The organism is Enterococcus sp. DIV1315a (genome assembly GCF_051712325.1).
Classification (GTDB): Bacteria; Bacillota; Bacilli; order Lactobacillales; family Enterococcaceae; genus Enterococcus; species Enterococcus faecalis.
Map to the genome: position 1 here is coordinate 279,341 of NZ_JBIOOS010000001.1, position 13,498 is coordinate 292,838.

Annotated in this window: 10 protein-coding genes, 1 pseudogene and 1 other annotated feature; of the genes and pseudogenes, 8 read left to right on the forward strand and 3 right to left on the reverse strand. The window is 37.7% G+C overall.

The features are described from left to right. The first annotated feature begins 78 nt into the window (after positions 1 to 78). From allD to IGJ03_RS01450, 4 genes and pseudogenes are all read left to right on the forward strand, one after another. Positions 79 to 1,140 carry an ureidoglycolate dehydrogenase gene (gene allD / locus IGJ03_RS01435; protein ID WP_010708246.1) on the forward strand — a complete coding sequence of 354 codons (1,062 nt, stop codon included), beginning with the start codon at positions 79 to 81 and terminating at the stop codon, positions 1,138 to 1,140. Continuing rightward, on the forward strand, positions 1,140 to 2,561 hold the full coding sequence (locus IGJ03_RS01440; RefSeq protein ID WP_002392492.1) for a hypothetical protein: 1,422 nt from the start codon (positions 1,140 to 1,142) through the stop codon (positions 2,559 to 2,561). The genes allD and IGJ03_RS01440 overlap by 1 nt, the downstream gene beginning before the upstream one ends. A 24-nt stretch (positions 2,562 to 2,585) precedes the next feature. Continuing rightward, a complete protein-coding gene (locus IGJ03_RS01445; RefSeq protein ID WP_002389547.1) occupies positions 2,586 to 3,809 on the forward strand; it encodes an amidohydrolase family protein in 1,224 nt (407 codons plus the stop codon). 447 nt (positions 3,810 to 4,256) lie between these two features. Next, positions 4,257 to 6,547 (forward strand): annotated as a pseudogene (locus tag IGJ03_RS01450) (WxL domain-containing protein). A gap of 91 nt (positions 6,548 to 6,638) precedes the next feature. Here the strand turns inward: IGJ03_RS01450 and IGJ03_RS01455 are convergent. Beyond that, positions 6,639 to 6,818 carry a hypothetical protein gene (locus IGJ03_RS01455; RefSeq protein WP_016632398.1) on the reverse strand — a complete coding sequence of 60 codons (180 nt, stop codon included), beginning with the start codon at positions 6,816 to 6,818 and terminating at the stop codon, positions 6,639 to 6,641. A 185-nt stretch (positions 6,819 to 7,003) separates the two neighbouring features. Here IGJ03_RS01455 and IGJ03_RS01460 point away from each other — a divergent pair, with 185 nt between their 5' ends. Both IGJ03_RS01460 and IGJ03_RS01465 read left to right on the forward strand, forming a co-directional pair. After that, positions 7,004 to 8,362 (forward strand): PcsB-like coiled-coil domain-containing protein, encoded by a 1,359-nt coding sequence (locus tag IGJ03_RS01460; protein WP_002377904.1) that lies wholly within the window; start codon positions 7,004 to 7,006, stop codon positions 8,360 to 8,362. 117 nt (positions 8,363 to 8,479) lie between these two features. Beyond that, positions 8,480 to 8,709, forward strand: a binding site (T-box leader). Between the two features lie 60 nt (positions 8,710 to 8,769). Further along, on the forward strand, positions 8,770 to 9,897 hold the full coding sequence (locus IGJ03_RS01465) for a 5-methyltetrahydropteroyltriglutamate--homocysteine S-methyltransferase (protein WP_375804736.1): 1,128 nt from the start codon (positions 8,770 to 8,772) through the stop codon (positions 9,895 to 9,897). A 50-nt stretch (positions 9,898 to 9,947) separates the two neighbouring features. On the opposite strand, the gene IGJ03_RS01470 is transcribed toward IGJ03_RS01465, so the two are convergent. Both IGJ03_RS01470 and IGJ03_RS01475 read right to left on the reverse strand, forming a co-directional pair. After that, positions 9,948 to 11,132, reverse strand: coding sequence for an AI-2E family transporter (locus IGJ03_RS01470; protein WP_048737127.1), 1,185 nt, complete (start codon positions 11,130 to 11,132; stop codon positions 9,948 to 9,950). A gap of 15 nt (positions 11,133 to 11,147) precedes the next feature. After that, positions 11,148 to 11,663 carry an HdeD family acid-resistance protein gene (locus IGJ03_RS01475; RefSeq protein ID WP_002389828.1) on the reverse strand — a complete coding sequence of 172 codons (516 nt, stop codon included), beginning with the start codon at positions 11,661 to 11,663 and terminating at the stop codon, positions 11,148 to 11,150. Between the two features lie 192 nt (positions 11,664 to 11,855). On the opposite strand from IGJ03_RS01475, the gene IGJ03_RS01480 reads away from it, so the two are divergent. Both IGJ03_RS01480 and IGJ03_RS01485 read left to right on the forward strand, forming a co-directional pair. After that, positions 11,856 to 12,542, forward strand: coding sequence for a DUF969 domain-containing protein (locus IGJ03_RS01480; RefSeq protein WP_002355265.1), 687 nt, complete (start codon positions 11,856 to 11,858; stop codon positions 12,540 to 12,542). Further along, a complete protein-coding gene (locus IGJ03_RS01485) occupies positions 12,539 to 13,483 on the forward strand; it encodes a DUF979 domain-containing protein (protein ID WP_002355267.1) in 945 nt (314 codons plus the stop codon). The genes IGJ03_RS01480 and IGJ03_RS01485 overlap by 4 nt, the downstream gene beginning before the upstream one ends. The last annotated feature ends 15 nt before the right edge of the window (positions 13,484 to 13,498 follow it).

Consider the following 13,498-nt stretch of genomic DNA (forward strand, 5'->3'; position numbering starts at 1 on the left):
GAGGAAATGCAAGGACGAAGAAGAAAATCACTTGTTTTCTTTCCCTTTTTTAAGATTAATGATAAAGGAGCAAGCGCAATGGAAGAAATGGTTGTCGTTACACCGGAAAAATTAGAAAAGCTGATGAAACAAAAATTAGAAGCTGCTGGTTTACATTCTGAACATGCCGAAGAAGTTGCTCGACATTTAACTTTTGCAGATGCTAGCGGTATTCATTCACACGGGGCGGTTCGTATGGATTATTATGCGGAACGGATTGCAAAAGGCGGGATCACGATTGACCCCGAATTATCATTTGAAAAAACTGGACCGTCCACTGCCATTTTTCATGGCGATAATGGCGTGGGTCAATTTGTTTGTAACGAAGCATTAGCTGCTGCAGTTGATCTAGCCAAAGAATCAGGGTTAGCGTATGTTGGCGTTTCTCAAACGAGTCATAGCGGGACGTTATCGTATTATGTTAAAAAAGCAGCGGAACAAGGCATGGTTGCTCTTTCGATGTGTCAATCTGATCCAATGGTGGTACCGTTTGGTGGTACAAGCAATTATTTTGGGACAAATCCAATCGCTTTTGCAGCACCTAGAGCAGGTCACGAACCAGTCGTGTTTGATATGGCTACGACAGTACAGGCTTGGGGGAAAATTTTAGATGCACGTTCAAGAGATGTTGAAATTCCCGACACGTGGGCAGTAGACGAAAAAGGCCAGCCAACGACTGATCCTTATGAAGTACGAGGTTTATTGCCGATTTCAGGACCAAAAGGATATGGACTAATGATGATGGTCGATGTCTTAGCTGGTTCGTTGTTAGGCTTACCTTTTGGCAAACATGTCAGCTCCATGTATGCGGATTTAACGGAGAAACGGAATCTGGGACAGATGTTTTTAATCATTGATCCAAGCCGCTTTACAGATTCTGAACGATTTAAAGAAAATATTAATCAAATGGTGGAAGAACTTCATAGTGTGCCTACAGCAGAAGGGTTTCAACAAGTTTACTATCCAGGAGAAATTGGTCAGCTAAACTATCAAAAAGCCATGTCAGAAGGCATTGAAATTCCACAAAGTATTTATGATTATTTAGTTAGTGAGATTGTACATTACGATAAATATGGCGGGCAAGGTGCCTTTGCCAAATAATGAGGAGCGCAGAGAGTATTCGCTGCTGCGTTGCTCTCGCCTTCTTTCTATTGGAGGAAAGTAAAATGAAAAAATCGTCAAAAGTAGCACTTATTTTTGCATTCTTAGTTAGTATTTTTGTGCCAGTTGCGGCCTTTGCTGATGAGATTGGGGATGTAGTTGCCCCGACAGGAATCATGGCATTAGTTGTGATTATTCCATTGATTGTTGTTTTGGTTCTATTGTTTATGAAAGTCGATATGATTATCGCAGGTTTAATTGGTGGCGTCTTAGCGATGCTGATTGGTGGCATTGGACTAGAAGAAGCGAATAAACAGATGTTGGAAGCTATCCCAATGATGTTAGGAATTACCGTTCCCATCATTAATTCAGCTGTTGCGATGGCGGTCTTTAAAGCAGGTAGTTATTCAGCTGCATTAACTTTAGCCAAACGAGGCACAAAAGGAAAAGTCGAGTATGTTTCAGCTTTTATTGTTATCTTATTAGCCGCAGCCACATATATGTCAGGAATTGGTGGCGGAAGTGCGATGGTTATTGCACCATTGGCCTTTGCTGCAGTTGGCGTTGTTCCTGAATTAATTGCAGCAATGTCTTTAGCTGCTGCGGTATCATTTACAACATCACCCGCTTCATTAGAATCAAGTATTGTTTCAAAATTAGGTGATATCAGTGTCGGTTCATATGTTTCAACCATGCGACCTTATTGGTTATTCTTCGTAGCATTAGCGATTGTTTTAGCCTTTTGGGGAACGAAACATAGAAATGTTGGCTTTAAAGAGTCGGCAGATGATGAATTTGATAAAAAGAGCAATGGTGAATTATTTAAAATTACCTTGCCAGCCATTTTCTTATTGTTTGCTGTAATTTTTGGACCAATTGTGAATGATTTAATTGGTTTTGCCTTCTTTACGCCACTTGTATACATGATTTTAACATTAGTTTTAATTTTCTTATGTACAGATTTCTCAATGAACAAATCTGTCGAAGCGATGGTAGATGGGTCTACATATATTTTGACTCGTTTATTCCAAGTAGGGATTTTCTTAGCCTTTATTAATGTTATTGCGGAAACAGGAACGTTTGCTGTCATCGCAGGTGTTGCTGAAAATGCACCAGCCTTTATTGTCGTGCCAGTTGCCATTTTAACAGGGATTTTAATTGGGATTCCAGCTGGGGCCTACGTAGGTTCTGTTTTAACTTTAGTGCTACCAGTTGCTGTATCGTTGAACTTCCCGCCGTTAGCATTAGGTTTTGTAGCAATGGGTGTTGGTTTAGGTAGTCAAATGAGTTTCGTTAATATTACTATGCAAGCTTTATCTTCAGGCTTCCAAATTCCAATTTTGGATGTAGTTAAAGGAAACGTGAAATGGTTAAGTATTGCCTCTGTACTATTATTAGTTATCGGTTTAATCTTTGGATAAAAAACAATTTAGGGAGTGGAAAACATGGATTTATTAATTAAACAAGTTCGTCTTCAAGACGGTGAAGCATTACAAGATGTAGCTATTAAAGAAGGAAAAATCATTGAAATCGCCCCAGTTATTACTGGCGATGCCAAAGAAGTCATCGAAGCAGATGGTCGTGTTTTAATCCCAGGTTTTGTAGAAAGCCATTTACATTTGGACAAGGCATTAATCGCTGATCGTAAACCAAATAAATCAGGTACGTTGAAAGAAGCGATTGAAGTAACCGCAGAATTAAAACCAACATTTACCGAAGAAGACATTTACGACCGTGCTAAACGTGCCTTAGAAATGTTAATCGTTCATGGAACCACGGCGTTAAGAACGCATGCAGAATTTGACCCAGCGCAAGGTTTTACTGGCTTCAAAACAATTATGCGTTTGAAAGAAGAATACAAAGAGTTAATTGACATGCAAGTAGTTGCATTTCCGCAAGAAGGAATTTTTAAAGCCCCTGGAACAGAACAAATGATGTATGAAGCAATGGATATGGGCGCAGACGTTGTCGGCGGTATTCCTTATAATGATGCACCAGCGAAAGAACATATTGATTTAGTGTTTGAAATTGCTAAAAAATATGATAAAGATGTAGATTTACACCAAGATTTTGCCGATGAAGCTGATGATATGAGTATTGAATATTTATGTGAAAAAACCATCGCTGAAGGCTACCAAGGCCGTGTTTCAGTGGGCCACTTAACGGCATTGCATGCCTTACCTGAAGCAGAATTGGCGCCTATTATTGCAAAAATGGCGGAAGCAAATATTAGCGTGATGGCTTTACCAGCAACGGATTTACATTTAGGGGCTCGTGGTGATCAGTACAATGTTCGACGTGCGGTTACGCCAATCCGTAAATTACGCGATGGTGGCGTGAATGTCTGTATTGCTACAAATAATATTCGCAATGCTTTTACACCATATGGCACAGGGGATATTGTTCAAACAGCGATGTTAGCCATTCCTGTTGGGCACCTAGGTGGAGCGGATGACTTAAAAACAGTGCTACCAATGGTAACAACAAGTCCTGCTCGTGCGATGGGACTAGAAGGATACGGTGTCGCAGTTGGGAATAAAGCAGATTTAGTCTTATTAGACACAAAAGTGGTTGAACATGCGATTATTGATATTCCAGAACGGTTATATGTTATTAAAAACGGCCGTGTTACAGTCAAGACAGACAAAAAAGTCGAAATCATTCGTTAAGAAAAAAAACAAAAAGCTCAAAATGTTAGTTGTCAAAACTAACATTTTGAGCTTTTTTTGATAAAGGTAAAGCTAGGAAGGTGAAAATATGATTAATTTATCCTGTTTTAGCTATGATTCTCTATTGAAAAGTTTATTTTTAGTTTATTTTTGGTCGATTTTCCTTGATATATATAGAATCTTCAGGAAATGCTCCTGTCTGTTTAAAATTCGGAATTTCAGAAATTATTCTTTTTTGCTAAACTAGTTATAACTGGTTAGTAAAAAGAAGTATTGGACGAATAGCGCTGAAACAAGTGAATGATCCAAAGTATAAAGAAAAATGAAACCGATACCACAAGACAAGACTGTTGCTGAAAATGGTAAGTGATCATTCTGCTAAGTTTAGTGTCTTAATGTTTAGTTAACTAAGAATTGTTGGATTGTTCTTTAGAAAGAAGGGACAATATGAAGCGAAGTAAATGGAAAGAATTGATAGTAACGGGCATCTGCCATATATTAGTATTCCCCATACTAATACAGACAACTGTTTTTGCAGAAACATTACCAAGTACAAAACAAGTAAGAGAAGGAACCAATCATTCATTAACAGCAGAAAAAGCCAAAAGTGAACAACCACAGACAAAGGATAAACTACATGATGAAGAACCACTAGCATTGTCAAAAAGTGAGTTAATCGATAATGAGGCTAATGTTACAAGTCAAACGATTAGAGAAAGAATTGAGACGCCTAACCTAACTTATCGTTATGGATTTATTAATGAAGAGGGGCAGCCAGTAAACGCTAATGAGATCCTTCTACAGTATCATAGTTGGCAAGGCAATTCCCCAAATGGCATAAATGTGTGGGAAGGTGAAAGTCAACCAGTGACAGCATCTACAGTGGCTAATTTAAAAGAAGTGGTAATTCCAAGTGAGAAAGTAGCCGTCTATTCCGACATGTCAACGGTGCTTGCAGCGAGTAATCAAACATTTTTTTTACCAAGATATTATACTTCTTTAAGCTTATACAATAAGAAAGGGGAAATTGATCCCAATTATCCGCTGCCAACTATTTCCGACGCATCAGGAAACCAATATCCAACAACAATTTCGCAATTTGAATTGGAAAAAATGTCTGAACAACAATATAGTCAGAAAACAGGAGTAACGTTTAACATTAGCGAGAGTCAAAAACTAATCGTTCCTTTGTACAACCAAGTGAAGATTGATTCATCGAATCAATCTGGGCTATTGAATTACTTTAAATTTTCAGGGCCGGTTTATTATCATGTTACCAACCGCAAAGTGACGGAACATTTTGTGGATACTCAAGGGAAACCAATCCCTCCACCACCGGGGTTTAGACAAGGAAAGCAAACGCTTATTGAGCGTGACCCTTACGCCTTTAAACAGAAAGATCTTTTGCCAAGTAGCTATGAAATTGACTCAAAAACGTATCAATTTCAAGGATGGTATAAAGGGAAAACGAAACCTGAAAATTTAGAAAAAAGCGTAACAGTTATGATATTACCTATGACGACAATGATGATTTAACTGTTGTCTATAAGGAGATACCTCAAAAAAATTATACATTTGAGGATGTCAATGGTGTTGAAATTGCACCACCATCTGATTTTATTCAGGATCACCAACAACCAATAACTACGGATGGCTTTCGCTATTTAGCTGGAAAAAAACTGCCACAACAATACAGCGTTAACGGTAAAACTTATTTATATCAAGGTTGGTATCAAGATAAAACAAAACAAGAGAGCTTAGAAAAAACGAAGCGACCCATAAACTCCCCTGTTTTTAATGAAATGAACGCTATTACAGCAGTGTATAAGGAAATAACTGCAAAAGCTGAAATGCAAATAGAAGGACTAGTCAAAGTCATGCCAAGTGGTTATATACAAATTTGGCAGATTATGCTTACAAATGTGGGAGAAGTACCGTTAAAAAAAATAAACTTAAAGCCAGCAATTGGTTGGTCACCAGGTCTAGCTCGGCCAATCCAAGTCACGATTCGTGTTGGATCTGAACCAAACAAAATTGTTCCTATTACTGATGAAAATTGGCGAGTTGGCATTGCTTTAAATACGGAAGTGCCTATTGGTCAGACAGCAACTATTATGATGACAACAATTGCTACAGGTGAACCAGACCAAGTGTTACAAGCGGCTGTTGAAATGAATGGAAATTTTTCTGCTGTTCACGCAGCTGATACTGTCAGAATCCAACCTAAAAATCAAGAAATTGTGGCACCAGATGAGGAAGGTTTTATCAGCACACCAACTTTTGATTTTGGTAAAGTCGCCATTTCTAGCAACACGCAGCAACATGGTTTAAAGCAAGCAGCAGATTATTATGAAAATGGTCAGGAAAATCCATATTTACGTTTGAAAAAATCACAACCCAATTGGGCACTAACTGCAGAACTATCCCCCTTTGAAGGAAGAGTGGATCAACTATCATCAATGACAAAGTTATTGTTAGGAACAACCAATGTTTCAGGTTTTATTCAGTACAATCAACCAACGGAAACTAAAGTTGCTCTTGGCAAAACAACCGCTATTCAATTAGTTGCCAACGGTGTAGCTAGCCATATTGTTGCCAATGGTCAGTTTGACGAAAGTGATGTTTATCAATTTGATTTTTCTTTTGATCAAATCAAATTAGAAATTCCAGCAAATCAAGGTAGAAAAGATCAAACTTATCAAGCAATGGTGACTTGGAATTTAGTGACAGGCCCATAAGTCCATAAAAAATAAGTTGAATAGTTTGATCAAAAACATTGCATAGAAATAATAAAAGGCGGCTCAACGAAGCGGCCTTTTTCTTGATTCATTACCAAAATATAACGAATTTTGTAACAAAAAAGTTTGCTAAAAAGAAGGAAAAATGATTAATTTTACGAAAAAAAGCATATATCGACAAAAAAGAAGCAAAATTTGAATAAAAAAAGAAAAAATATGAAAAAAAATCGAAGAATTGTTTAACAATTGAAAACACATGAAAACCAGTCATGACAAGGCATAAAAGCCTTACAAAAGGTAAGTTTACCTATTATGGAGAAAGAACGAGTGATCTGAAATGTTTTTGTAACATTTCTATTGCTTAATTGAAATATGGGTGTGGTAGAATGTTTTTGTCGTAAGAAAAGATTAAGATATTTTAAATAAACTTTAGAAATTAATTCGGAGGAATGACAAGTGAAGAAACGTCTATTTGCATCAGTATTACTATGTTCATTAACGCTATCAGCAATTGCTACCCCAAGCATCGCTTTGGCGGACAATGTTGATAAAAAAATTGAAGAAAAAAATCAAGAAATTTCATCATTAAAAGCAAAACAAGGGGATTTAGCTTCACAAGTATCTTCTTTAGAAGCAGAAGTATCTTCAGTATTTGATGAAAGCATGGCTTTACGTGAACAAAAGCAAACACTAAAAGCAAAATCAGAACAATTACAACAAGAAATTACAAACTTGAATCAACGTATTGAAAAACGTAACGAAGCAATCAAAAATCAAGCACGTGATGTTCAAGTTAATGGACAAAGCACAACAATGCTAGATGCAGTTTTAGATGCGGACTCAGTTGCAGATGCAATCAGCCGTGTTCAAGCTGTTTCAACAATCGTAAGTGCCAACAACGACTTAATGCAACAACAAAAAGAAGACAAACAAGCTGTTGTTGATAAAAAAGCTGAAAACGAGAAAAAAGTGAAACAACTTGAAGCAACAGAAGCTGAATTAGAAACAAAACGTCAAGATTTACTTTCTAAACAATCTGAATTAAACGTAATGAAAGCTTCATTAGCATTAGAACAATCATCAGCTGAAAGTTCTAAAGCTGGCTTAGAAAAACAAAAAGCAGCTGCTGAAGCAGAGCAAGCACGCTTAGCTGCTGAACAAAAAGCTGCAGCTGAAAAAGCTAAACAAGCTGCTGCAAAACCAGTTCAAGCTAAAGCAGAAGTAAAAGCAGAAGCACCAGTTGCCTCTTCTTCAACAACAGAAGCGCAAGCGCCAGCAAGCTCAAGCTCAGCAACTGAATCAAGCACGCAACAAACAACTGAAACAACTACACCAAGTACAGATAATAGTGCAACAGAAAATACTGGCTCTTCTTCAGAACAATCAACAACACCAAGTGGTAGTGAAAGTAATGGTGAGGGAACAGTTACACCACCAACACCAGAACCAGATAAAAAAGATCCAATTCCAACACCACCACCAGCTACAGGTGATGTGACGCTTGATGCATTGAACGTTCTACGTCAATCATTAGGTTTACGTCCAGTAGTATGGGATGCAGGCTTAGCAGCTTCTGCAACTGCTCGTGCAGCACAAGTTGAAGCAGGTGGCATTCCAAATGATCACTGGTCTCGTGGAGATGAAGTTATCGCAATTATGTGGGCGCCAGGTAACTCAGTAATCATGGCATGGTACAATGAAACAGGTATGGTAACAGCTTCAGGTAGCGGTCACCGTGATTGGGAAATTAACCCAGGTATTACACGTGTCGGTTTTGGTTACTCAGGTAGCACAATCGTAGGACACTCTGCCTAATCAGCAATGATAAAAATAGACGTAAGCAGCTTCTGAAAAGAAGCTGCTTTTTTCGTTACTATTTCATCCGCTTCCGTTGACAAATTTGCTAAACGTGGTATTCTAATTATAATCTAATAATTTCCGTTGAATAGGAAAGTAAGTACAAGACAGCTGGTAGAGAGACTTTGGTTGGTGAAAAAAGTTAGATGTCTGTATCGAAAAATGGCCTAGGAGGAATTTTTGTCGAAACGTAGGCAAAAACGTAATGTCTTTCGTTAACAAGACCGCTGATTATGATTGTCAGTTGAAGGGAAAGAGTCATCTTTCCGAAAAAAGGTGGTACCGCGATAATAATCGCCCTTTTACTAGTTACGGCTAGTAAAAGGGCGTTTTTTTATAAATAAAAATAGGAAAGAGTGAGGCAAATGAGTAGTCAGATTCCTTTTACAGTTGATCATGTGGGAAGTTTTTTACGTCCAGAAACAATTAAGAAAGCACGGAAAAAGGTCCAAGCAGGTGCTTTATCTCAAGCAGAGCTACGTCTTATTGAAGATGAAGAAATCAAAGCATTAGTAGCAAAACAAAAAGCTGGCGGCTTACGGGGAATCACAGATGGTGAATTTCGTCGCGGTTTTTGGCATATTGATTTCTTAGAAGGATTAAATGGTGTGACAGGCTATATCCCAGAAACGGGGTATAACCAAACCTTTCATGGAAAAGCAGCTCCGGCCTATAATATCCGCGTAGTGGATAAAATATCTTTTCCTGCGCAACATCCATTTTTAGAGGACTTTTCATTTTTAAAAGAGGTGGTGGAAGTTGGTGATGGCACGGTAGCCAAAGCAACGATCCCTAGTCCGACCATGATTTTACGTCAAGAAATTTTATCCAACGACGGCACCTCGCGCATTCAAACAATTTATCCAGAGATTGGTGATTTTTATAAGGATTTAGCACAAACATATAAAGATGCAATTGCGGCCTTTTACGAGAGAGGTTGCCGTTATTTGCAATTTGATGATACAAATTGGGCGTTTCTAGCGGATCAGACAAAACAAGAAGAATTACGAGCCAAAGGAATACAGCCAGAAGAAATTGCACAAGTGTGTACCACGATTATTAATGAAGCCTTAGCTGGAAAGCCAGAAGATTTAACTGTAACCACGCACATTTGCCGTGGGAACCATGCTTCGTCTTGGTTATTTTCAGGTGGTTATGAACCGATAGCAAAAGAATTATTTGCTACGAATTATGATGGTTTCTTCTTGGAATATGACTCAGATCGTGCAGGGGACTTTTCACCATTAAGACATTGGCAAAATAATGGCAGCAAAGTCGTTTTAGGTTTAGTTACTTCTAAGTTTCCTGAATTAGAAGAGACTGAACAAGTGAAAGCACGAATTGAAGAAGCCCAACAGTTTGTTCCTTTAGAAAACTTAAGTATTAGTCCGCAATGTGGTTTTGCTTCAACGGAAGAAGGAAATCGTTTGACGGAGAAAGAACAATGGCGCAAAGTTCAATTACTTCAAGAAATTGCTAGAAAAGTATGGTAAAAAACTGGGACATAAGTCTAAACGGCTTATGTCCCAGTTTTTTCATTGTATTATTTTAAATATTGATCTTTAGTAAAATTCGTGTGTTCATACTCGCCGTTGTCACCATAAAAGCGGTTATAGCGTTGTTTGAATTTGCGGAATAAATAAATGACTGTCACTTTAACTAGGCAATACATTGGAATCCCAAAAATAACGCCCATTAAACCAAACAGTTCACCCATAACTAACAAGACAAGTAAAATAGTAATCGGATGGACTTTTAATTTATCGCCCATCACACGAGGAATAACAAAATCACCATGAATCAATTGGATGGCAAACCAGACGATAACGAATTTTACTACCATAAATGTGGAATCCTGAAAGGCAATAATCAATCCAGGAATAAAGGCAATAAATGGCCCAATATAAGGAATAATACATAAAATACCCGCAGCTAAAGCTAAAATGCTACCAAATTGTAAACCAATTAATAGAAAAGCTGGCCAATACATAATCCCTAAAACCAAGGAAGCAATGACTTGACCTTTTAGATAATCGCCAATTTGAATGTTGGCAATTTGGCTATATTCATCAAAATCAGGACGAAAAGCTGGGGGAATGATGCCTTTTACAAAGCGATAAAACTTTTCTTTGTCTTTTAAAAGGAAAAAGGCGATGATAGGTCCTGTAAACAAGGTTAGGAAAGTAGAAGAGACTGCAGAAAAGACGCTTCCCAGACCTTGTGCGCCTGTTTGTAGGTAATCCCCTGCAAAGTCTTTAAAGGAGTTTGCAAGTTTGCCCCAGAGCTGATTAATCGACTCATTAGCAGATTCTAAATCTTTTGCAAAAGGTGTTTTAGCCATAAATTCTTGTACTGTTTGGAGCGTGCTTTTCCAAAAACTTGGGAATTGTTTGATTAATTCTTCCGTTTGGTCTTGGATAATTGGGAAAAGTTGCAGTCCAACTAACACTAGTAATGCAATAATTAAGACATAGAGAATCGCAATCGCCCAAACACGGGGAATTTTTTTCTCAAGGCGTTTCACCATTGGATTAAGCAAATAAAATAGAATAATACCAAAAAGTACCGGGCCTAAGACGGCACTAAAAATAACAAAAATTGGTTTAAAGATAAATGAAACAGTGTTGAATAAAAAGATAGTTACAGCAATTAGACAAAGGATAGTTAATGTGTAAAGTAAATTTTTCCCACCTAAAAAGCGGATCCACTTGGTACTTTCTTTATCCATAAGTTGCTCCTTTCGTTAAGCTTTATTTCTAAAATGACCAATAATTTCAATGACACCCATGAAAATCAGGATAAATCCAAAGACTTGCATCAAAACTAAGAGACTTTTGAAGGGGTTGAAAACTAAAACAGCTCCAGCGATTAAAACCAGAATACTGTAGATAAGCGCGCCTGTTTGACGAATATTTAAAGCAAAAGTCAATTGAACGAGGCCGTTTATAACAATGCTAATCCCTAATAAAAATGGCAGAATCGAAACAATCACCGGTGCAAAAAATAAAAAGGCTACTGCTAAGACGACAAAGATTAAACCTGTTACGAAACCAAGTCCCCAGCTACCCGTTTGTTTTTTTATTTTGTAGTCATCATAAATATTAATTAACCCTAAAAGCATCAAATAACCAGCAATTAAATAACCGACGAACTGGAAGAAAGCACCGGGATTAAAGACAATGGCACTTCCGATAACGATAAAGACGGCGTCGCGCAATAGGGTATGGCGCCGAAAATTTTCTCTAAAAGTTTGGAACATAAAAATCCTCCTCAATGTTATTGTTTCTTTTATTCTAGCGGAAAAAAGAAAAAAGTGCGAGTGGTAGCTCTAAAAAGTGTTGGAAACTGTGTCTTTAGAAAAAATAACATTAAAAATTAAAAAAGTCTTACAAATGAGCGAAAATTGGCATATAATGGAAAGTGAAATTTTATTTTAAGAAGGAGAGATTTGATGGATTTATTACCTTTATTAGGCGTATTGATCGTCATTGTCGGCTTCGCATTGAAATTTGATGCTATCTTGATTGTGATGGTTGCTTTAATAGTGACGGCTTTTACTGGCGGGCTTGGTTTGACATCAATGCTAGAAACACTAGGAACAACCTTTGTGAATAATCGAGGCATGGCTATCTTTATTATTATTATGTTAGCAACAGGAACGTTAGAAAGAAATGGCTTGAAAGAGTCAGCGGCTACGTTGATTAAACGATTCAAAAAGGTATCTGCTGGTGTGATTATTGACATTTATGGTGTCTTTCGGATTATTTTCGCCGCTTTTAACGTAAGTTTCGGTGGGGTAGCAGGTTTTGTGCGCCCGATTATTTTGCCAATGGCGTTAGGAACAATTGAATCAAAAAATTTACCAATGGTGCCAGAGTATGAAGAAGAACTAAAAGGGATGGCTTCAGCCATGGAAAATATCTGTTGGTTCTTTGGTCAAGTTCTGTTTGTTGGTGGGGCTGGGGCATTACTTGTTCAATCAACATTGAAAGATTTAGGCTATGAAGTGACATTAGGTAAACTGGCTTTAGTGGAAGTACCAGTCGCCTTAGTTGCCTTAATTTCGGCAAGTATTTACTTTACTTTAAAAGAAAAAAGATTACGTAAAAAATATTATGGACAGGAGGGACTGAAATGAGTTTTTTCACAGATCCAAGTATTGATTTGAGTGCAAAGTTATTGGAAGTCCTTTATATTTTTATGGGGATTATCTTGTTATACACAAGTTTTCGTAGTTTTCGTGATAAAACCAATCAACATGCGTATGGGACTAGTTTATTCTGGGGAATCTTAGGGATCTTAATCGGTTTTGGTCGGTTTATTCCACCAGTTGCCTGTGGCGTACTTATTTTTGTGATGACAATTCCGGCAATTCTTCAAAAAGTGACAAAAGGAGAAAGTCGCTTACCTTCGAAAGAATATATGGAAAAAATGTCTCAAAAATTAGGAATGAAGATTTTTATTCCCGCACTAAGTATCGGGGTTTTTGCAATTCTATTTGCCACATTGACTACTTTAGGAGCTTTAGTCGGTGTCGGTGTTGGTGTCTTTGTAGCGATTTTCATCATGATGTTCTTTTCTAAAAATAATACGCCGAAAGTATTTTTTGATGATGCGGCGGAAATGTTAGAAACAGTCGGTCCTCTTAGTACGTTGCCAATGCTATTAGCTTGTTTAGGGGCTGTTTTTACTAGCGCTGGTGTTGGTGAGATTATTTCAAAAGGAGTTAGTGCCGTAGTACCAGCAGGAAATGTCAATGTAGGGATTATTATTTATGCTGTGGGAATGGTTATTTTTACGGCTATCATGGGCAATGCCTTTGCAGCAATAACCGTGATGACAGTCGGAATTGGTGTGCCGTTTGTCTTTTCTTTAGGTGCAGATCCCGCATTAGTTGGGATGGTTGCCTTAACATGTGGTTTTTGTGGTACACTGTTAACACCGATGGCTGCGAACTTTAATATCGTACCTGTAGCCATGTTGGAAATGAAAGATAAGTACGGCGTCATTAAAAATCAATTGCCGATTGCACTTTTCATGTTAATTTTCCAAATTGTTTATATGATTCTATTCAAATAAGAAAGGATGATCGAA

Excerpts from the sequence above, each read along its gene's own strand:
- allD (WP_010708246.1), top strand. The coding sequence starts at position 79 with ATGGAAGAAATGGTTGTCGTTACACCGGAAAAATTAGAAAAGCTGATG.
- IGJ03_RS01440 (WP_002392492.1), top strand. The coding sequence starts at position 1,140 with ATGAGGAGCGCAGAGAGTATTCGCTGCTGCGTTGCTCTCGCCTTCTTT.
- IGJ03_RS01445 (WP_002389547.1), top strand. The coding sequence starts at position 2,586 with ATGGATTTATTAATTAAACAAGTTCGTCTTCAAGACGGTGAAGCATTA.
- IGJ03_RS01455 (WP_016632398.1), bottom strand. The coding sequence starts at position 6,818 with ATGACTGGTTTTCATGTGTTTTCAATTGTTAAACAATTCTTCGATTTT.
- IGJ03_RS01465 (WP_375804736.1), top strand. The coding sequence starts at position 8,770 with ATGAGTAGTCAGATTCCTTTTACAGTTGATCATGTGGGAAGTTTTTTA.
- IGJ03_RS01470 (WP_048737127.1), bottom strand. The coding sequence starts at position 11,132 with ATGGATAAAGAAAGTACCAAGTGGATCCGCTTTTTAGGTGGGAAAAAT.
- IGJ03_RS01475 (WP_002389828.1), bottom strand. The coding sequence starts at position 11,663 with ATGTTCCAAACTTTTAGAGAAAATTTTCGGCGCCATACCCTATTGCGC.
- IGJ03_RS01480 (WP_002355265.1), top strand. The coding sequence starts at position 11,856 with ATGGATTTATTACCTTTATTAGGCGTATTGATCGTCATTGTCGGCTTC.
- IGJ03_RS01485 (WP_002355267.1), top strand. The coding sequence starts at position 12,539 with ATGAGTTTTTTCACAGATCCAAGTATTGATTTGAGTGCAAAGTTATTG.